The organism is Methylobacterium sp. Leaf399, assembly GCF_001424525.1.
Lineage (GTDB): Bacteria > Pseudomonadota > Alphaproteobacteria > Rhizobiales > Beijerinckiaceae > Methylobacterium.
Genome location: NZ_LMQK01000002.1, coordinates 86,866 through 106,104 on the forward strand (window position 1 = coordinate 86,866; position 19,239 = coordinate 106,104).

General features: G+C 68.8%; 21 protein-coding genes. 14 read left to right on the forward strand and 7 right to left on the reverse strand.

Annotation, left to right across the window (positions count from 1 at the left end):
• Positions 1-47 precede the first annotated feature (47 nt).
• A complete protein-coding gene (locus ASG40_RS04765; RefSeq protein ID WP_055881556.1) occupies positions 48-368 on the reverse strand; it encodes an acyl carrier protein in 321 nt (106 codons plus the stop codon).
• A gap of 345 nt (positions 369-713) precedes the next feature.
• On the opposite strand from ASG40_RS04765, the gene ASG40_RS04770 reads away from it, so the two are divergent.
• Positions 714-1,811, forward strand: coding sequence for an AI-2E family transporter (locus tag ASG40_RS04770; protein ID WP_055881560.1), 1,098 nt, complete (start codon positions 714-716; stop codon positions 1,809-1,811).
• Between the two features lie 297 nt (positions 1,812-2,108).
• On the opposite strand, the gene ASG40_RS04775 is transcribed toward ASG40_RS04770, so the two are convergent.
• Both ASG40_RS04775 and acnA read right to left on the reverse strand, forming a co-directional pair.
• Positions 2,109-2,297 (reverse strand): YegP family protein, encoded by a 189-nt coding sequence (locus ASG40_RS04775; RefSeq protein ID WP_055881793.1) that lies wholly within the window; start codon positions 2,295-2,297, stop codon positions 2,109-2,111.
• A gap of 172 nt (positions 2,298-2,469) precedes the next feature.
• Positions 2,470-5,181, reverse strand: a complete 2,712-nt coding sequence (gene acnA / locus ASG40_RS04780) for an aconitate hydratase AcnA (RefSeq protein WP_055881563.1) — start codon at positions 5,179-5,181, stop codon at positions 2,470-2,472.
• A gap of 293 nt (positions 5,182-5,474) precedes the next feature.
• Here acnA and relB point away from each other — a divergent pair, with 293 nt between their 5' ends.
• From relB to ccmB, 4 genes are all read left to right on the forward strand, one after another.
• Positions 5,475-5,699, forward strand: a complete 225-nt coding sequence (gene relB, locus ASG40_RS04785; protein ID WP_156387559.1) for a type II toxin-antitoxin system RelB family antitoxin — start codon at positions 5,475-5,477, stop codon at positions 5,697-5,699.
• Positions 5,700-5,872: 173 nt separating this feature from the next.
• Positions 5,873-5,950, forward strand: a complete 78-nt coding sequence (locus ASG40_RS22040; RefSeq protein ID WP_244480531.1) for a hypothetical protein — start codon at positions 5,873-5,875, stop codon at positions 5,948-5,950.
• Positions 5,951-6,020: 70 nt separating this feature from the next.
• Positions 6,021-6,662: a heme ABC exporter ATP-binding protein CcmA gene (gene ccmA / locus ASG40_RS04795; protein WP_055881569.1), complete on the forward strand. Its 642-nt coding sequence runs from the start codon at positions 6,021-6,023 to the stop codon at positions 6,660-6,662.
• Positions 6,659-7,327, forward strand: a complete 669-nt coding sequence (gene ccmB / locus ASG40_RS04800) for a heme exporter protein CcmB (RefSeq protein WP_055881798.1) — start codon at positions 6,659-6,661, stop codon at positions 7,325-7,327. Before ccmA ends, ccmB begins: the two co-directional genes overlap by 4 nt.
• 9 nt (positions 7,328-7,336) lie before the next feature.
• On the opposite strand, the gene ASG40_RS04805 is transcribed toward ccmB, so the two are convergent.
• Positions 7,337-8,107, reverse strand: coding sequence for an endonuclease III domain-containing protein (locus ASG40_RS04805; RefSeq protein WP_443136584.1), 771 nt, complete (start codon positions 8,105-8,107; stop codon positions 7,337-7,339).
• 40 nt (positions 8,108-8,147) lie between these two features.
• Positions 8,148-8,909 carry a GyrI-like domain-containing protein gene (locus ASG40_RS04810; protein ID WP_443136582.1) on the reverse strand — a complete coding sequence of 254 codons (762 nt, stop codon included), beginning with the start codon at positions 8,907-8,909 and terminating at the stop codon, positions 8,148-8,150.
• A gap of 246 nt (positions 8,910-9,155) precedes the next feature.
• On the opposite strand from ASG40_RS04810, the gene dapF reads away from it, so the two are divergent.
• The 9 genes from dapF (at position 9,156) to ASG40_RS04845 (ending at position 17,260) form a co-directional block, all read left to right on the forward strand.
• Positions 9,156-10,070, forward strand: coding sequence for a diaminopimelate epimerase (gene dapF / locus ASG40_RS04815; RefSeq protein WP_055881571.1), 915 nt, complete (start codon positions 9,156-9,158; stop codon positions 10,068-10,070).
• Positions 10,071-11,315: a tRNA (N(6)-L-threonylcarbamoyladenosine(37)-C(2))-methylthiotransferase MtaB gene (gene mtaB / locus ASG40_RS04820; RefSeq protein ID WP_055881574.1), complete on the forward strand. Its 1,245-nt coding sequence runs from the start codon at positions 10,071-10,073 to the stop codon at positions 11,313-11,315.
• Between the two features lie 291 nt (positions 11,316-11,606).
• On the forward strand, positions 11,607-13,382 hold the full coding sequence (locus ASG40_RS04825) for an acetolactate synthase 3 large subunit (RefSeq protein WP_055881577.1): 1,776 nt from the start codon (positions 11,607-11,609) through the stop codon (positions 13,380-13,382).
• A 23-nt stretch (positions 13,383-13,405) separates the two neighbouring features.
• Positions 13,406-13,948, forward strand: a complete 543-nt coding sequence (ilvN, locus tag ASG40_RS04830) for an acetolactate synthase small subunit (RefSeq protein WP_055881580.1) — start codon at positions 13,406-13,408, stop codon at positions 13,946-13,948.
• A 51-nt stretch (positions 13,949-13,999) separates the two neighbouring features.
• Positions 14,000-14,239, forward strand: a complete 240-nt coding sequence (locus tag ASG40_RS20230) for an AbrB/MazE/SpoVT family DNA-binding domain-containing protein (protein WP_082494401.1) — start codon at positions 14,000-14,002, stop codon at positions 14,237-14,239.
• Positions 14,223-14,585 carry a type II toxin-antitoxin system PemK/MazF family toxin gene (locus ASG40_RS20235; protein ID WP_082494402.1) on the forward strand — a complete coding sequence of 121 codons (363 nt, stop codon included), beginning with the start codon at positions 14,223-14,225 and terminating at the stop codon, positions 14,583-14,585. The genes ASG40_RS20230 and ASG40_RS20235 overlap by 17 nt, the downstream gene beginning before the upstream one ends.
• Before the next feature lie 19 nt (positions 14,586-14,604).
• A complete protein-coding gene (locus ASG40_RS04835; RefSeq protein ID WP_055881583.1) occupies positions 14,605-15,240 on the forward strand; it encodes a glutathione S-transferase family protein in 636 nt (211 codons plus the stop codon).
• 132 nt (positions 15,241-15,372) lie between these two features.
• Complete coding sequence (gene ilvC / locus ASG40_RS04840) at positions 15,373-16,392, forward strand: ketol-acid reductoisomerase (RefSeq protein WP_055881585.1); 1,020 nt, start codon at positions 15,373-15,375, stop codon at positions 16,390-16,392.
• Between the two features lie 214 nt (positions 16,393-16,606).
• On the forward strand, positions 16,607-17,260 hold the full coding sequence (locus ASG40_RS04845; RefSeq protein WP_055881588.1) for a pyridoxamine 5'-phosphate oxidase family protein: 654 nt from the start codon (positions 16,607-16,609) through the stop codon (positions 17,258-17,260).
• Positions 17,261-17,407: 147 nt separating this feature from the next.
• On the opposite strand, the gene ASG40_RS04850 is transcribed toward ASG40_RS04845, so the two are convergent.
• Together ASG40_RS04850 and trpS are read right to left on the reverse strand one after the other, a co-directional pair.
• Complete coding sequence (locus tag ASG40_RS04850; RefSeq protein ID WP_055881591.1) at positions 17,408-18,100, reverse strand: haloacid dehalogenase type II; 693 nt, start codon at positions 18,098-18,100, stop codon at positions 17,408-17,410.
• Between the two features lie 3 nt (positions 18,101-18,103).
• Positions 18,104-19,162 carry a tryptophan--tRNA ligase gene (trpS, locus tag ASG40_RS04855; RefSeq protein ID WP_055881594.1) on the reverse strand — a complete coding sequence of 353 codons (1,059 nt, stop codon included), beginning with the start codon at positions 19,160-19,162 and terminating at the stop codon, positions 18,104-18,106.
• Positions 19,163-19,239: the final 77 nt, after the last annotated feature.

The following is a 19,239-nucleotide window of genomic DNA, read 5'->3' on the forward strand; positions in this document are numbered from 1 at the left end:
TCCGGCTCTACGATCGGCAGGCGGGGACCTTCAAACCTTCGCGACCCTCAGGCCTTGGCGGCCTTCTCGGCGACCAGCGCATCGATGCGCGCGCACAGGTTCTCGAGGACGAAGTATTCCTCGGCCGGGACCTTGCCCTCGTTGACCTCCTGGGTCCAGCGCTCGAGGGGCAGCTTGATCCCGAACGCCTTGTCCACCGCGAAGGCGATGTCGAGGAAGGCCAGCGAATCGATGCCGAGGTCGTCGATCGCATGGCTCTCCGGCGTGATGGTGTCGCGCGGGATGTCGGCGGTCTCGGCGATGATGTCGGCGACACGGTCGAAGGTGGCGGTCGAGGAGGGAACGGACGTCGAGGAGGGAACGGACATGGGTTCTCGCTGATTTCTCGCGCGCCCGGCATTCCCCGCCACGCGTGGGGAGCGACGTCCGGCGATCGGGGCACGACACATGACGCCCGGTGCCCCCGGTCGTGCGGTCCTGCGATGCGCGGCGCCTCGCTCGGCAAGGCCTTTGCACGATCGCGGTGCCATACACGAGGGGGGGTAGAGGGGCAACCTTGGCCTCGCCACGGGCGGGCGCACGGCCTATGGAGGCCGCTGCCGGTTGCATCGTTGCGCAGCCTGCAAGCGCTGCCGCGGAATGCCGTCGGGACGGCCCTGCGCGACGCACGCCGCGATCCTCGAAACGACACGCCGCCGACGAGGGCCTGACCCATGCCACCATCCGTTCGGGCCGCCGCCGAGACCGGACCCGTTTCCCTCCGCGAGCGGTCCCAGGCCCTGGCCCGCACCGTCATGGTGCTGGCCCTGGCCGCATTGGGCCTCTGGATCCTCCACCCGTTCCTGCCGGCCCTGGTCTGGGCGGCCATCCTGGCGATCGCTCTGTGGCCGCTCTACGCCCGGGCCGAGGCGCGCTTCCCGCCGCGTGGACACAACATCGCGCTGCCGAGCCTGTTCACGGCGCTCGTCGCCCTGGTGTTCCTGGCGCCCCTCGTGGTGCTCGGCGTGCAGGCCGCCCGCGAGGCGCACGATGCGCTAGCCTGGGCCAGAGCCGCGGAGCAGACCGGCATCCCCGCCCCCGAACTGCTGTCGCACCTGCCCTTGGGCGCGGCGCAGGCCACGGCGTGGTGGAACGGGACCCTCAGCCACCCGTCCGCGGGTTCGGAGCTGCTGCACCGCCTCGACAATTCCACGGCGATCGGGCTGACCAAGAGCCTCGGCTCCGAGATCGTCCGCCGGACGGTACTGTTCGGCTTCACCCTCGTGACGCTCTTCTTCCTGTTCCGCGACGGGCGGGCGGTCACGGGCCAGGCCCTCGCGGCCAGCGCAAAGCTGTTCGGGCCGCGCGGCGAGCGTGTGGCCCGCCAGATGGTCGCTTCCATCCACGGAACGGTCGACGGGCTCGTGCTGGTGGGGCTCGGCGAGGGCTTCCTCCTCGGGATCGTCTATTACTTCGCCGGCGTGCCGCATCCGGTGCTGCTGGGCGCCCTCACGGCGGTGGCCGCGATGATCCCCTTCGGCGCCCCGCTGGTGTTCGGCATCGCGGCCCTGCTCCTGCTGGCGAAGGCGGCGATGGTGCCGGCGGCGATCGTCGTCGTGGCCGGTTTCGTGGTGACCTTCGTGGCCGACCACTTCGTGCGGCCGGCGCTGATCGGCGGCACCACCCGCCTGCCCTTCCTGTGGGTGCTTCTCGGCATCCTCGGCGGCGTCGAGACCTTCGGGCTGCTCGGCCTGTTCCTCGGACCGGCGGTGATGGCGGCGCTGATGCTGCTGTGGCGGGAATTCACCGGGGGCGAAGCGACGGCTTCTTGAGGCGAACTCCCGCGTCTCAACCGTTCCACTCATCGTCAAGGTGCGGTCAACCCACGGTTTTCGCCCGATCGGTTTGGTCCGTGTGATGCGGTTTCCGCTTGGATCGAGCGGGAACCGTATCGCCGAGCCCGCGCGGCGCCTGAGCGAAGCCCATGTCCGCATCACGAAGTGATCAACCGCGAATGGGATGACGTATCGTAGAGGGGTACGGTGAAACGCAGGCTCCCTCTCTTGGAAGGAGAGGGAGCCTGTCGCGATCATTCGATCCGCAGGGATCGATCTTATTCGGTATCGCGCCTAGACCTGGAATACCGGATCGTTGGCGGACGCCTTGTTGAGCTTGATGCCGTTCTCGCAATCGGACTTGGCGACGTAGCTCTCGCTGCTCTTCGAGATCTCCTCGCCGTTCCTGGCGTAGTAGACCCAGTACCACTCGCCTCGGCCATCCTTCTTCAGCTTGTAGCAGGGGTAGGTCACAGCGCTCATCGATTCCTCCGTGGTCATAGACCCCGCCGTCGGAAGGAGCCTTTCAGGCAACCAAACCTCAGGTTGGTATTTGACCAATATATTAACTTGAACGCTGTTTTGTAGGGTGCTCGAAACAAAAAAGGCCCCGCCCTTTCGGGCGGGGCCTTCGTTGGCCGGATGGGTTGCGGGTCTACGCCGCCAGCGAGCGCAGCACGTAAGGCAAAATCCCGCCGTTCCGATAATACTCGAGCTCGTCGAGGGTATCGATCCGGCAGGTGAGCGGCACGTCCTGAACCGTGCCGTCGGCCGAGGTGATCTGCGCCACCATGGTCTGGCGGGGCTTGAGGTCGCCCGAGAGGCCGAGCAGGCTCACCGTCTCGTCGCCCTTGAGGCCGAGCGAGGCCCAGGAGGTCTCGCCCTGGAACACCAGCGGCACGATGCCCATGCCCACGAGGTTCGAGCGGTGGATGCGCTCGAAGCTCTCGGCGACGACGGCGCGCACGCCGAGGAGCTTGGTGCCCTTGGCCGCCCAGTCGCGCGACGAGCCGGTGCCGTATTCCTTGCCGGCGAAGACCACGAGCGGCGTACCCTCGGCCTGATACCTTTGGGCGGCATCGTAGATGAACATCCGCTCGCCCGAGGGCTGGAACAGGGTCCAGCCGCCCTCGACCACGCTGCCGGTCTCGTCGCGGACCATCTGGTTCTTGATGCGGATGTTGGCGAAGGTGCCGCGCATCATCACCTCGTGGTTGCCGCGCCGCGTGCCGTACTGGTTGAAGTCCTGCACGCGGACCTGATGCTCCTGCAGGTAGGCGCCGGCGGGCGAGTTCGCCCGGATGTTGCCGGCCGGGGAGATGTGGTCGGTGGTGATCGAATCGAGGAACAGGCCGAGGATGCGAGCATCGACGATGTCGGTGACCGGGGCGGGCTCCTTCTGCATGCCCTCGAAATAGGGTGGGTTCTGCACGTAGGTGGAGGTCGAATCCCAGGCGAAGGTCTCGGCCTCCGTGACCTCCACGGCCTTCCAGTAATGGTCGCCACCGAACACGTCGGCGTACCGCGACTTGAACAGGGCCGAGGTGATGTTGGCCTCGATGAAGGACTGGACCTCGGCGGTCGACGGCCAGATGTCGGCCAGATAGACCGGCTTGCCGTCGGAGCCGGTTCCCAGCGGCTCGGTGGTGATGTCGATCTGCATCGAGCCTGCGAGCGCGTAGGCCACCACCAGGGGCGGCGAGGCGAGGTAGTTCGCCCGCACGTCGGGGTTCACGCGGCCCTCGAAGTTGCGGTTGCCCGAGAGCACGGCCGCCGCCACCACGTCGTTGTCGTTGATCGCCTTGGAGATGGCCGGCGGCAGCGGGCCGGAATTGCCGATGCAGGTGGTGCAGCCGAAGCCGACGAGGTTGAAGCCGAGCGCGTCCAGGGGCTTCTGCAGGCCCGCCTTCTCGAGGTACTCGGCCACCACCTGGGAGCCGGGCGCCAGCGAGGTCTTCACCCAGGGTTTCGAGGTCAGGCCCTTGGCCACCGCGTTGCGGGCCAGCAGCCCGGCGCCGATCATCACGCTGGGGTTCGAGGTGTTGGTGCAGGATGTGATCGCCGCGATCACCACGTCGCCGTGCCCGATGTCGTAGTTGGCGCCGTCCACCGGGTAGCGCCTGGCGATGTCGGCGGCGCGCTTGAACTCGGTCTCCATGGACTGGGCGAAGCCCGGCTTGGCGCCGTCCAGCAGCACCTTGTCCTGCGGCCGCTTGGGGCCGGCGAGCGAGGGGCGCACGTCGCCCATGTCGAGGGCCAGCGTATCGGTGAAGACCGGGTCGGGGGTCTCGGCGTCCCGCCACATGCCCTGCGCCTTGGCGTAGGCCTCCACGAGGGCGATGCGCGCGTCGGTGCGGCTCGTGACCGTCAGGAAGTCGATGGTCTTGCGGTCGATAGGGAAGAAGCCGCAGGTGGCGCCGTACTCGGGCGCCATGTTGGAGATGGTGGCGCGGTCGGCGACCGCCATGTCGTCGAGGCCGGGGCCGTAGAACTCCACGAATTTGCCCACCACGCCCTTCTTCCTGAGCATCTGCGTGACGGTCAGCACGAGGTCGGTGGCGGTGGTGCCCTCGGGCAGCTTGCCCGAGAGCTTGAAGCCGACGACCTCGGGGATCAGCATGGAGAGGGGCTGGCCGAGCATGGCGGCCTCCGCCTCGATGCCGCCGACGCCCCAGCCCAGCACCGCGAGGCCGTTGACCATGGTGGTGTGCGAATCGGTGCCGACCAGGCTGTCGGGATAGGCGATCTCGGTGCCGTCCGACGAATCGGGATCCTGCTTCGTCCAGACCGTCTGCGACAGGTACTCGAGGTTCACCTGGTGGCAGATGCCGGTGCCCGGCGGCACGACGGAGAAGTTGTCGAACGCCGACTGGCCCCACTTGAGGAAGGTGTAGCGTTCGCCGTTGCGCTCGTACTCCAGCGCCACGTTGTCGGCGAGCGCCTTGGGGGTGCCGAACTCGTCGACGATCACCGAATGGTCGATCACGAGGTCGACCGGCACCAGCGGGTTGATCTTCTGGGGGTCGCCGCCGAGCGCCACCATCGCGTCACGCATCGCCGCCAGATCGACCACGGCGGGCACACCCGTGAAGTCCTGCATCAACACGCGTGAGGGGCGGAAGGCGATCTCGGTCTCGACCTTGCCGAGGTTGCCCAGCCACGCGACGGTGGCGGAGATGTCGTCCTTCTTGACCGAGCGGCCGTCCTCGAACCGCAGCAGGTTCTCGAGGATCACCTTCATCGAGAACGGCAACGCGGTGGCGTCGGCCAGCCCCGCCTTCTCGGCATGGGGAATCGAGTAGTAGGTGTAGGACTTGTCGCCGACCGTGAGGGTCTGGCGGGAACGGAAGCTGTCGATCGATGCCACGGCGTTTGTCTTCCTCACGAGCGGTTGTCGAACACGCGCAGGCATGACCCGCGCCACGGATGTCGTGTTCGGCTGGAGCGCCTTTCAAAAAAGCGCGCGCCGCTCCGGGGGTGCCCGGACAGGATGATGCGCGAGGGGCGATTTGGACGCCAGAGGTTCGCGCGGCGCAGCCTGGAATCGGTATAGAACAGTTCGAAACGGGCCGCTACCGAAGCCGGTGACAGGGCCGGACGTGTGTCGCGTGGACGGGTGCGGCCGCCCGCGATATGCAGGCTGACGCCGTGGAGACCGCCGTGACCGCCCTTCGCCTGCCCCCCGAACTCGTGGAGCGTCTCGATGCTCTCGCCCAGCGGACCGGGCGGAGCGTCATCGACCATGCCCGCGACGCCATCGTCGGGCATCTCGACGACCTGGACGACCTCGCGATCGCCGAGCAGCGCCTCGAGGCTCTGCGGCGTGGCGACAGCGACACGGTTCCGCTCGTCGACCTATTGGTCCGGTATGGCGTGGAGCATTGACTTCGAGCGGTCTGCCGAGCGGGATCTCGCCAAGCTCGATCCTATGGCGGCCAAGTGGATCCTGACGTTCCTGAACGATCGTGTCGCCCTCCCCGAAAACCCGCGCCATCGGTCAAGCCCTGGAGGGGTCGACGTTCGGTCTATTCTGGACATATCGGGTCGACGACCATCGGGTGATCGCCGCCATCGAAGACGGCGCAGTCCGTATCCTCGTGGTCAGGATCGGCAATCGTCGCGAGGTCTATCGGTAGTCGCCATGGAACACGCATCATCCCGCGCAGGCTTTCCCGCGACGGTCGGCCGTCGTCGGCGAGACGCCCCGTGCGGCTGACCGCCTCCGACCTCGCCGTCCGCCGCTCCGGCCGCCGCATCTTCTCGGACCTGTCCTTCACTCTCGGCCCCGGCGAGGCGCTGATGGTGACCGGGCGGAACGGGGCCGGGAAATCCACCCTGCTCGCCCTCCTCGCCGGGCGGCTGAAGCCCGATGCCGGCACGATCCGGGTGGAGGACGTCGGCGAGGCGACCCTGGCCGAGTGCCTGCACGTGGTCGGCCATCGCGACGGGCTGAAGAGCCCGCTCACCGCGCGGGAGAACCTCGCCTTCGCCCGCGATCTCCTCGGCGCGCCCACCGCCGAGCCGCGCGAGGCGTTGGAGGAACTCGGCCTCGTGCATGCCCTCGACCTGCCGGTGGCCTATCTCTCGGCCGGGCAGCGGCGTCGGGTGGCGCTGGCCCGCCTGCTCGTGTGCCGGCGCCCGCTCTGGCTCCTCGACGAGCCGACCGCCGCCCTCGATACCGCCTCCCAGGCCGTGCTGGCGCGCCTCATGGCGCGCCACCTCGGCGAGGGCGGCCTCGTCGTCGCCGCCACCCACCAGTCGCTGGGCCTCGAGAACGCCCGCGAGCTGACCATCGGTGGCGCCGCGCCGGCTCCCCGGGCCGCCCCGGCGACGGAGGTGTGGTGGTGATCCGCGCGCTCGCCGCTCTCGTCCGCCGCGACCTCGCCCTCGCCGCCCGCGTCGGCGGCTCGGGTGCGCTGTCGCTGGTGTTCTTCCTGATGATCGTGGCGGTCGTGCCCTTCGCGCTGGGGCCGGACCTGAACCTGCTCAGCCGGATCGGTCCGTCGATCCTGTGGCTGGCTGCGGTGCTGGCGACGCTCATCGGCCTCGACCGCCTGTTCCAGGCCGACGAGGAGGACGGCTCCCTCGACCTGATGACGGGGGCGCCGGTGCCCCTCGAACTCGTGGTTCTCGCCAAGGTGCTGGCGCATTGGCTCACCACCGGCCTGCCGCTGGCGCTGGCCTCGCCGCTGTTCGGCCTGCTCGTGGCCCTCGACGGCACCGCCATGGGCGCCACCGCGCTGACCCTGCTGATCGGCACCCCGGCCCTCACCTTCGTCGGGGCGGTGGGCGCCGCGCTCACCGCCTCCATCCGGCGCGGCGGGTTGATCCTCGCCGTAGTGGTGCTGCCCTTGATGATCCCGACCCTGATCTTCGGCGTCTCGGCGAGCCAGGCCGCCTCGGGCGGGACCGTGCCGTTCGCGACGCCGTTGATCATCCTGGCCGCCCTGAGCCTCATCGCCGCGGTGATCGGCACCCTGGCGGCGGCGGCGGCCCTGCGCTGGTCGGAGTGAAGCCGCGCCTCACGACCTCGCCGTGCGCGGCCTCTCCGCCTCCCGCATCTGCCCCGTCGGGCAGAGGTCGAGGAGCACGCAAGTGCCGCAGGCGGGGGCGCGGTGGTGGCAGACCTGCTGGCCGTGCAGCATCAGGATCTCGTGGTTGTCGTAGAGGGCCTGCGCGCTCCAGTCGTCCGGCAGTTGCGCCCGCAGGACCGGGTGCGAGGGGCCGACGTCGACCTTCGCTCCGATCAGCCCCGTGCGCTGGGCGACCCGGTGGTGGTGGCTGTCCACCGGCAGGGCCGGCATCCGCAGGAGGCTGAAGGAAAGGACGGCGGCACTGGTCTTGGGGCCGACGCCCGGGATCGCCTCCAGCCACGCCCGCGCCTCGGCCACCGAGAGACCTGCCAGGAAACCGAGGTCGAGGCCGCCGCTGCGCTCGCGGACGCTGCGGAGAATCGCCTGGATGCGCGGCGCCTTGAGTTCCGGCCAGGTCACCCCGGCGATGGTCGCCTCGACCTCGGCCACGGGCGCCGCGATCAGGGCCGCCCAATCCGGGTAGCGTGCCCGCAGGGCCTTGAAGGCCCGGCCCGATTCCGCGTTTCGCGTCCGGTGCGAGAGCAGCGAGGACACCAGTTCGCTGACCGGATCGAGGCTGTGGAAATACGGGATCGGACAGCCGTAGACGGGGCAGAGACGGTGGTGGATCTCCAGCGCCCTGTCGCGCAGCGTCGCCTCGTCGGGGCGGCGCTCGCCGGTGCGGGAAACGAAGAGGTCGGGGGCTGATGCGGTGGCCATGAGGGGCGAATCCATGGGATTCGCCCGGGTTCCGATCGCTTCACCGCGGGAGGGCGTAGATGTTCACCTCGAGCTTGTCGTCGGCCTTGTCGGTGAGGTCGGTGACATATTCCTCGATGAACCGGTCCTGCACCACCACGTCCTTGGCATCGAGATAGGCGGTGAGCGTCTCGTAGGTGCCGTCGATCTCCTCGTAGGAGCCCTTGTGGTTGAAGCGCAGCGCCCGGCCCGACGGCGTCGAGCCGAAGCGGATGCCGTCGCCGATGGCCGGAGCCGGATCGGGGATCGCCGTCACCGGGATCATCGCCTCGAACTGGAAGCCGTCGTCGTCGGTCTTGGCGAAGACCGCGATCGGCCGCCCGGCCGGGGGAAGACCGGCCTTGGCGAGGTCCGCCTCGATCCGCTTGAATGCCGCCTGGAGGGTGGGCACCGCCTCCTCCCACTTGGCGGTTCCGGCCAGGATCGCGGCGGGCTTGGCCGGCAGGGTCACGTCGTCGACGTCGTTGGCCTCGCCGGGCGTCTCCACCAGGGGTGGGCGCGCCGGGCCGGCGGGCGTCGTCTGCAAGCCCGGTACGGTCGGCAGTCCCGGCGCCACCGATTGTGCCGGGGCGGGCGCCGGTACGGGCGCGGATCTGGCCGGATCGGGCGCCGTGGTGGTGGGCAGCGGGTTGGTGACGGCGGGGGGCGCCGTCTCCTGTGCCGTCGCCGCGGCTCCCCACAGCAGGATGCCCGCCGCGAGCGATCGGGAGGCGGCCACCGCAGACGGCAGGCGCGAACGGCGCGAGGGGCGAAGTCGGGTCACGGGGTGGCGCTCCGGCGGCATCACGGGGCTTTCCAGAACGGTCGCGCGCTGGTTGCCCCGCCCCATCGTACCGGCGAACGGTGAGACCCGCGAGACGTCACCGCCGCGCCGGCACCAGATGCCGGGCGAGCGCGGCGCTTCTGCAACGCACGCAGGGGCGGCCCGCGTGCGTGCGCACCGGCTTTGCCCTATAGGCAGGCCCCAGCCCTTGGCTCCGGTTCGCGTTTGAGAAGGCCCCGCCGCCCGATGAGTCCCCTCGCCCACCGACGCTTCCTGAAGATGCACGGCGCCGGCAACCGGATCGTCGTCCTCGACCTGCGCGGCTCGGGCCACCGGGTCACCGCGGCGGAGGCGCAGGCCATCGCCCGCCATCCCCGCTCGGGCTTCGACCAGCTCATGGTGATCCACGATGCCGTTTCGCCGGGAACGGACGCGTTCTTGCGGATCTACAACACCGACGGCTCGGAATCGGGCGCCTGCGGCAACGGCACCCGCTGCGTGGCCTTCGCCATGCTCGACGATCCGGCCATGGCCCGGCCCGCCGAAAGCGGCCGGCTGACCCTGGAGACGATCGCCGGCCTCGTGTCCGTCAACCGCATGGCCGACCGCTCCTTCACCGTCGACATGGGCCGCCCCAGGTTGCGGTGGGACGAGATCCCGCTGGCCGAACCCTTCCCCGACACCCGGCGGATCGAGCTGCAGATCGGCCCGATCGACGACCCCGTGCTGCATTCGCCGGGGGCGGTGAACATGGGCAACCCGCACGCGGTGTTCTTCGTCCATCGCGATCCGGCCGGCTACGATCTCGGCCGGATCGGCCCGATGCTGGAGAACCACCCGATCTTCCCCGAGCGCGCCAACATCTCGCTGGCCGAGGTGACCGGGCCGGAGTCGATCCGCCTGCGGGTGTGGGAGCGCGGGGCCGGCCTGACCCTGGCCTGCGGCACCGCCGCCTGCGCCGCCGTGGTGGCGGCCTCGCGCCTGCGCATGATCGGGCGCCAGGCCACCGTCAGCCTGCCCGGCGGCGACCTCGTCATCGAATGGCGCGCCGACGACCACGTGCTGATGACGGGGCCGGTGGCGCTGGAATGGGAGGATGCGTTTCCCCCCGGGATTTTCGCGCTCGAGGGCGTGGAGCCCGCACGTTTCGGGGCCGGCTGAATGGCGATCGAGACCCTGACCTTCGGCTGCCGCCTCAACACGGTGGAATCCGAAGCGATCCGCGCCCATGCCGACGTCCCCGGCCGCGACCGCGTCGTGGTCAACACCTGCGCGGTGACGGCCGAGGCCGGCCGGCAGGCGCGCAAGGCGATCCGCCGCCTCGCGCGGGAGCGGCCGCAGGCCGAGATCGTGGTCACCGGCTGCGGCGCCCAGGTGGAGACGCAGGCCTATGCCACGATGCCGGAGGTCGCCCGCCTCGTCGGCAACGACGCCAAGCTGCGGCCCGAGGCCTGGACGGACGGGAACCGCCGCGTCGCCGTCGACGACATCATGGCCGTGCGCGCCGCCGCCGCCACGCGGATCACCCACCTGCCGGGCCACACCCGCGCGTTCGTGCCGGTGCAGAACGGCTGCGACCATCGCTGCACCTTCTGCATCATCCCGTTCGGTCGCGGCGTCTCGCGGTCGCTGTCACTTGCCGAGGTGGTCGATCAGGTCCGCACCATCGTCGCGCACGGCGGGCGCGAGGTCGTGCTCACCGGCGTCGATCTGACCGCCTACGGCCGTGACCACGACGAACCGGTGACGCTCGGCCGTCTCGTGCGCCGTATCCTGGCAGGCGTGCCGGACCTCGACCGCCTGCGTCTGTCCTCGATCGATTCCATCGAGGCGGACGACGACCTGATGGCGGCCATCGCCGACGAGCCGCGGCTGATGCCGCACTTCCACCTCTCGCTGCAGGCGGGCGACGACCTCGTCCTGAAGCGGATGAAGCGGCGCCACAGCCGCGCCGACGCCATCCGGTTCTGCGAGGACGTGAGGGCGCTGCGCCCGCAGGTGGTGTTCGGGGCCGACCTCATCGCCGGTTTTCCCACCGAGACCGAGGCGCAGTTCGCGCGCTCCCTCGACCTCGTGGCGGACTGCGGCCTCACCCACCTCCACGTCTTTCCCTATTCGCCCCGCCCCGGCACCCCGGCCGCGCGCATGCCGCCGGTGCCCGATGGGGAGGTGCGCGAGCGCGCCGCACGCCTGCGCGAGGCGGGAGCCGCTGCCCTGGTCCGCCATCTGTCCGGCGAGGTCGGGCGCCGCCACCGCGTGCTGGCCGAGCGCGGCGGCATCGGCCGGACGGAGGGTTTCACCCCGGTCCGGCTGCAGGCACGGACACCTGCCGGGCACCTGTGCGAGGTCGCGATCGCGGGCCACGACGGACGGATGCTGATCGCACAGGGCGCGGCCCTGGCCTGAGGGGCGATCGTCGTGATCCGGTCGTTCGCGCCACGTTGACCGGGTTGCGCCGGTCCGGTAATGACGGCGTCACGATTGTCGATTCGTCGTGACGGCGGACGACCGAACAGAAGACTTCACGTCGATGCGTTCCATCCTCATCGTAACGAAAGCGCCACCGACGGGGCGGTCCTGACAGCAGGGACCGCGATCCGGATGGTGGCGCATGCAGGGTCCTTCGGGGCCCTTTTTTGTTGCCTGCGACGGGACGCGACACGGGGATTCGACCAAGGCTTCGAGGGAGTTGAGACGATGAGCGGCGAGGTCATGACCGGGGCCGAAATGGTCATCCGGGCGTTCCGGGATCAGGGTGTCGATACGCTGTTCGGGTATCCGGGCGGTGCGGTGCTGCCGATCTACGATGCGCTCTTCCACCAGGAAGAACTCAAGCACGTCCTCGTGCGCCACGAGCAGGGCGCGGTCCATGCGGCCGAGGGCTATGCCCGCGCCTCGGGCAAGGTCGGCTGCGTCCTCGTCACCTCCGGGCCCGGCGCCACCAACATCGTCACCGGGCTCACCGACGCGATGATGGATTCGATCCCCCTCGTCTGCATCACCGGCCAGGTTCCGACCCATCTCATCGGCACCGACGCCTTCCAGGAGTGCGACACGGTCGGCATCACCCGCCACTGCACGAAGCACAACTACCTCGTCAAATCGATCGACGACCTGCCGCGCATCCTGCACGAGGCCTTCTACGTCGCCTCGAACGGACGCCCCGGCCCCGTCGTCGTCGACCTGCCCAAGGACATCCAGTTCGCGAGCGGGATCTACGAGCGTCCGAGCCGCAACGGCCACAAGACCTACCGCCCGGCCTTCAAGGGCGACGCTGCGGCCATCCAGGCGGCCGTCGAGCTGATGGCGACCGCCCGCCGCCCGATCTTCTACACCGGCGGCGGCGTCATCAATTCCGGTCCGCACGCCTCGCGGCTCCTGCGCGAGCTCGTCGCGATGACCGGGTTCCCGGTGACCTCGACCCTGATGGGGCTCGGCGCCTTCCCGGCGTCGGACGAGAAGTTCCTGGGCATGCTCGGCATGCACGGGACCTACGAGGCCAACCTCGCGATGCACGAATGCGACGTGATGATCTGCGTCGGCGCGCGCTTCGACGACCGCATCACCGGCCGTCTCGACGCCTTCGCGCCGTTCTCCAAGAAGATCCACATCGACGTCGACGCCTCGTCGATCAACAAGGTCGTCAAGGTCGACGTCGGCATCGTCGGCGATTGCGGCTCGGTGCTCGAGGACATGGTCGCGGCCTGGAAGGCCCTCGACACGGCGCCGGACCAGGACCGGTTCGACGCCTGGATGGCCAAGATCCGCACCTGGAAGGCGCGCGAGTGCCTGAACTACTGGCCCTCGGGCACGATCATCAAGCCGCAATATGCGGTCCAGCGCCTCTACGAGGCCACCAAGGACCGTGAGACGTACATCACCACCGAGGTCGGCCAGCACCAGATGTGGGCGGCCCAGTACTACAAGTTCGACGAGCCGAACCGCTGGATGACCTCCGGCGGGCTCGGCACCATGGGCTACGGCCTGCCCGCCGCCATCGGCACGCAGCTCGCCCATCCGGACGGGCTCGTCATCGACATTGCCGGCGAAGCCTCGATCCTGATGAACATGCAGGAGATGTCCACGGCCGTGCAGTACCGCCTGCCGGTCAAGATCTTCATTCTGAACAACGAGTACATGGGCATGGTGCGCCAGTGGCAGGAGCTCTTGCACGGCTCGCGCTACTCGCAGAGCTATTCCGAGAGCCTGCCCGACTTCGTCAAGCTCGCCGAGGCCTACGGCGCCAAGGGCATCCGCTGCGAGAAGCCGGGTGACCTCGATGCGGCGATCAAGGAGATGCTCGACCACGACGGCCCGGTCATCTTCGACTGCGTCGTCGACAAGAAAGAGAACTGCTTCCCGATGATCCCGTCGGGCAAGGCCCACAACGAGATGCTGCTCTCCGACTACCTCGGCGAGACCGGAATGGACCTCGGCGACGTGATCTCCGAGGAAGGCAAGATGCTGGTCTGAAGCCGGCCCGGAGGAGAGACGTCATGAACGCCATGAACACGCACTATCCCGACGCCGGCCGGCTCGAGGCCGTCAACCGGCACACCCTCGCCGTCATCGTCGACAACGAGCCGGGCGTCCTCGCCCGGATCTCCGGCATGTTCTCGGGGAGGGGCTACAACATCGAGAGCCTGACGGTGTCCGAGACCGAGGTGGCGCGCCACATCTCGCGCATCACCATCGTGACCACCGGAACCGACGCGGTGATCCAGCAGATCAAGGCGCAGCTCGACCGGCTGGTGCCGGTCCACCGCGTCGTCGACCTGACGCTCCAGGGACGTGCACTGGAGCGCGAGCTCTGCCTCGTGAAGGTGGCGGGCACCGGCGAGCACCGCACAGAATCCCTGACCCTGGCCGCCGCCTTCGGCGCCAAGACGCTGGACGCCACCCTCAACTCCTTCGTGTTCGAGGTCACCGGCACGACGGAGGAGATCGACCGCTTCATCGGACTGATGACCGTGATCGGTCTCGTCGAGATCTCGCGCACCGGCATCGCGGCGATGGGGCGTGGGGCGGAGGCGATGTGAGGTTTTTTCGCGCGGTGCTATATCGACGGGGTTCCGCGGAGACCGTGAGCGATGAAAGCCAAGCTAACGCAATCGGGTGAGGAATTCGTGATTCGTTTTTCCGCAAAACTAGGTCGGGAAAACGGCCTGAGTGACGGGCAAACCGTCGAAATCAGTCCTCGCGCCCCCTCATTGACGCTGGAGGAAATGCTGGCCGAGATGGACCGGCTTGGTCCCGCGAACCGTCCCGAAGTCGTCGATTGGGGGCAAGACGTCGGCGCGGAGATTATCGACGATGAATGGAGTCGATGATCTCCAGCTTCCCCACGCCGGTGACCTCGTCTGGGTGGATTTTCGGCCTACGCTGGGTAGGGAACAAGCCGGCGTCCGGCCGGCCCTCGTCCTCACCGGGCAGGGTTTCCATAAGCGGAATGCGATCGCCATCGTCTGTCCAATCACGGGAAATATCGCGCCCTGGCCCACAAAGGTGATCCTTCCGAGCGGGCTGCCGGTGAAAGGCGCTGTGCTCTGCGATCACATTCGCAGCGTGGATCGGGCGTCTCGTGGTTTTCGTTCGATTGGGGCGGTACCGTTCGACCTCCTGACGGAGGTTCGCGATACGATCGCTAAAGTTCTCGGCCTCCGTTTCGATTCCTGACTGTCAAGTGACCTGACCGATGCCAGCCATCCTCTACTACGCCCCCGGCGCCTGTTCGCTCGCCTCCCACATCGCCCTCGAGGAGGCGGGCGCTCCCTTCGAGACCGCCCGCCTCAACCTGATGGCCGGCGACCAGCGTGCGCCCGAATACCTCGCCGTCAACGAGCGCGGTCGCGTGCCGGCCCTGGTCGAGGCGGACTGGGTCCTCACCGAGAACAGCGCCATCCTGCGCCATGTCGGGCGCTGTCACCCGGCACTGTGGCCGGAGTCTGCCCGCGATCAGGCGGTGGCCGACGAATGGCTCGGGTGGCTCTCCACGAACCATCACATCGCCTATGCCCACGTGCGCCGGCCCGAGCGCTACACCGCCGACGAGGAGGCGTTCGCCGGCATCCGCGCCAAGGGCGCAGACACCTGCGGCGACCTCTTCACGATGACCGAGGTCAGGCTCTCCAACGGCGGCTGGGCGGTGGCCGACCGCTTCAGCGTCGTCGATCCCTATCTGCTGCTGTTCTGGATGTGGGGACGCGGACCGGCGCTGGGCTTCGACATGGCGACGCGGTTCCCGCATTGGACCGCGCATGCCCGCGCCATGGCCGGGCGTCCTGCCGTCCAGGCGGTGTTCGCCCGCGAGGGCCTCGACCTGCCGGCGTGATCGGCGACGGAACAATTCCCCTTTCGTCGCGGGGATCGCCTCGTTAAAAGCCGGCATCGCACGGCCGCGCGGATGTCGTTTCAGATGAGGGCGCCGGGGCGCACTCACGTCTTAAGAAGAGAAGGGACCGCCATGCGGGTCTATTACGATCGCGACGCCGACCTCAACCTGATCAAGGGCAAGAAGGTCGTCATCGTCGGCTACGGCAGCCAGGGCCACGCCCACGCGCTGAACCTGCGCGATTCCGGCGTGCAGGGCATCGTCATCGCGCTCCGCGAGGGCTCGGCCACCGCCAAGAAGGCGGAGCACGAGGGCTTCACGGTCATGAACGTGGCCGACGCCGCTAAACAGGCCGACGTCGTCATGATGCTCACCCCCGACGAACTGCAGGGCGACATCTACAAGGAGTCGCTGGCGCCGAACATGAAGCAGGGCGCCGCCCTCCTGTTCGCCCACGGCCTCAACGTCCACTTCAACCTGATCGAGCCGCGCCCCGACCTCGACGTGTTGATGGTCGCCCCCAAGGGCCCCGGCCACACGGTGCGCGGCGAGTACCTCAAGGGCGGCGGCGTGCCGACCCTCATCGCCATCGCGCAGGACGCGTCGGGCAACGCCCACGATCTCGGCCTCTCCTACGCCTCGGCCAACGGCGGGGGACGTGCCGGCATCATCGAGACCACCTTCAAGGAAGAGTGCGAGACGGATCTCTTCGGCGAGCAGGCCGTGCTCTGCGGCGGCCTCGTCGAGCTGATCAAGGCCGGCTTCGAGACCCTGGTCGAGGGCGGCTACGCCCCCGAGATGGCGTATTTCGAGTGCCTGCACGAGGTGAAGCTCATCGTCGACCTCATCTACGAGGGCGGCATCGCCAACATGAACTACTCGATCTCGAACACCGCCGAGTACGGCGAGTACGTCACCGGCCCGCGCATCGTCACCGCCGAGACTAAGGCCGAGATGAAGCGTGTGCTCGACGACATCCAGTCCGGCAAGTTCACCCGCGACTGGATGCTCGAGAACAAGGTCGGCCAGACCTCGTTCAAGGCCACCCGCGCCAAGCTCGCCCGCCATCCCATCGAGGAGGTCGGCGCCAAGCTGCGGGGCATGATGCCGTGGATCTCCGAGAAGGCGCTCGTCGACAAGTCCAAGAACTGATCGTTTGGGATTTCGCAGCCGTGCTTTGCTCGGCTGCGCGTTAGGGCTGACGCCGGCGTCGTGCGAGCGACGCCGGCTTTTTCATGCGTGCGCGTGTCGTGGGTGGAACGGGAGGAGGCACTCGCAAGGTTGTGCCGAGCGGAAAATCCCGCGATCATTCCACCCAACGGCTGCCCGTCCGAGTGCGGCCGAGACACGGGAGGACACATCCGGCATGGCATCGCTCTATTTCGACGAACATCGCGCGCTCCAGGAAGAATACAACACCGTCAAGCTCGCCGAGCGCCTCGATACCGGCTGGGTCCACGACCACATCTCGCCGGACGAGGCGGCCTTCATCGGCAGTCGCGACATGTTCTTCCTGTCCACCGTCGATCCCGACGGCATGCCGACCGTCTCCTACAAGGGCGGCAGCCCCGGCTTCGTGAAGGTGCTCGACGACAAAACCCTCGTGTTCCCGGGCTTCGACGGCAACGGCATGTGGTACTCGATGGGCAACATCGAGGGGCAGTCCAAGGTCGGCCTGCTGTTCATCGACTTCGAGACGCCGCACCGGGTCCGCGTCCAGGGCCACGCTCGGATGCTGCGCGACGATCCGCTGATGGCCGAGTACACCGAGGCCAAGTACCTCGTGAAGATCGCGGTCACGAAGGCCTGGGTGAACTGCCCGCGCTACATCCACAAGTACAGGAAGCTCGAGCAGAACCGCTACGTACCGACCCCCGAGAAGGAAACCCCGCTCGCCCTGTGGAAGCGCCTCGACATGGTCGCGGACGTGATCCCGGACGAGGACAGGGCCCGAGTGGCGCGCGAGGGCCGGCTCGACCTTCCGGAGTACGAGGCGCGGGTCGCGCGCGGCGAGAGCTGACGAGGTCCGCGACGGAGGCCGCCGGGCGACGACGAACGCCTGCAAGACGGCAGGCAGGCGTCGTCCCTCGATCACAGGGAATTGGAATGGCCCGGCCCGCGACCGAGATCCTCGGCGAGCCGCCGCGTCCCCGCTTCGCTCCTGCGATCAGCAGCCGAGCCGGTCGGCGAGATCCGCCAGATCCCGCGCTGCGATGGTGACCGGGACACCCGGCGCGGTCTCCCCGCCACCCGGCCCGTGCTCTCGCGGCCGGGCGATGTGCGCGGTGGAGAGGCCGTGGCGCGTCGCCGCCGCGAGGTCGCCCGAATGGGCGGCGACCATCAGGGTCTCTTCCGGGGCGAAGCCGAAGGCCGCCACCGCGTCGCGGTAGAGGGCGGGCTTCGGCTTGTAATCGCGGGAATACCCGGCGCCGAGGATCGCGTCGAAAATCAGCCCGTTGCGGCGGGCGAGATCGACGATCAGCCGGACGTGCGCGTTCGAGTTGGGCGCGAGCAGGTGGTTCTGGCGCAGGCGTCGCAGGGCGTCCGGCACCTCGGGCCAGGCGTCGAGCCGGTGCCAGGCCTGGACCAGTTCCACCCGCACCGCATCCGAGGCATCCGCCATGCCGAACTGCGCCAGCACGTCGCCGAGCGATTCCGCATGGATCGTATCGAGGTCGACGAAGGGGCGCAGGCCGGCGCGCACCGGCTCCAGGGACGGCTGGTAGCGGGCGCGCCAGGCATCGGCGAAGGCGCCGGCATCGCAAGCGGGACCGAGGAGGCGCGCGGCCTCGCGGGCGACACCGGAGCGCCAGTCGACCAGCGTCCCGAAGACGTCGAAGACCAGAGCCCGGATCGCCATGGTTCAGACGCTGCGCAGGCGCGGACGCCGCACGAAGCCGACGATGTCCTTGACGGCGTCGAGGGTCGGGGCGGCGATGGCGTCGGCGCGCTCGGCGCCGTCGAAGAGCACGGCGTCGATGTGCTCGGGCTCGGCCACGAGCCGCTTCATCTCGGCGCCGAGCGGCGCCAGGGTCTCGACGGCGAGCTCCACCAGCGCGCCCTTGAACGCGGAGAACTGCCCGCCGCCGTAGTCGGCGAGCACCGCCTCGCGGGTGGTGTCCTTGAGGGCGGCAAAGATGCCCACGAGGTTGTCGGCCTCGGGCCGCCCGGCGAGCCCCGCGACCTCGGAGGGCAGCGGCTCGGGGTCGGTCTTGGCCTTGCGGACCTTGTTGGCGATGGCGTCGGCGTCGTCGGTGAGGTTGATGCGCGAATTGTCCGAGGGGTCGGACTTCGACATCTTCTTGGTGCCGTCGCGCAAGGACATCACGCGGGCGGCCGGACCGCCGATCAGCGGTTCCGTGACGGGGAAGAAGGCGTCGCCGTGGCCGTGCGCGGCGATCGAGCCCGAAAAGTCGTTGTTGAACTTCTGGGCGATGTCGCGGGTGAGTTCGAGGTGCTGCTTCTGGTCCTCGCCGACCGGTACGTGGGTGGCGCGGTAGGCCAGGATGTCGGCGGCCATCAGCACCGGATAGGCGTAGAGGCCGATGGACGCGTTCTCGCGGTCCTTGCCGGCCTTGTCCTTGAACTGGGTCATGCGGTTGAGCCAGCCGAGCCGCGCGACGCAGTTGAAGATCCAGGCGAGTTCGGCGTGCGCCGGCACCTGGCTCTGGTTGAACACGATCGAGCGTTTCGGGTCGATGCCGGCGGCCAGGAACGCGGCCGTGACCTCGCGGATCTGGGTCTTCAGCTCGGCCGGATCCTGCCACAGCGTGATCGCGTGCATGTCGACCACGCAATAGAGGCACTGCGCGTCCCGCGCCTGCATCTCCACGAACCGCTTCACGGCGCCGAGATAATTGCCGAGGTGCAGGTTCCCGGTCGGCTGCACGCCGGAGAACACCAGGTCGTTGAACGCGGCCATCGCGCGTGTCCCCGTGCGGTTCGTGTGGGAAAAGTCGAGGCGTGCCTCCCTCGTCGGGACGCTGCGCGAGCGCCGGG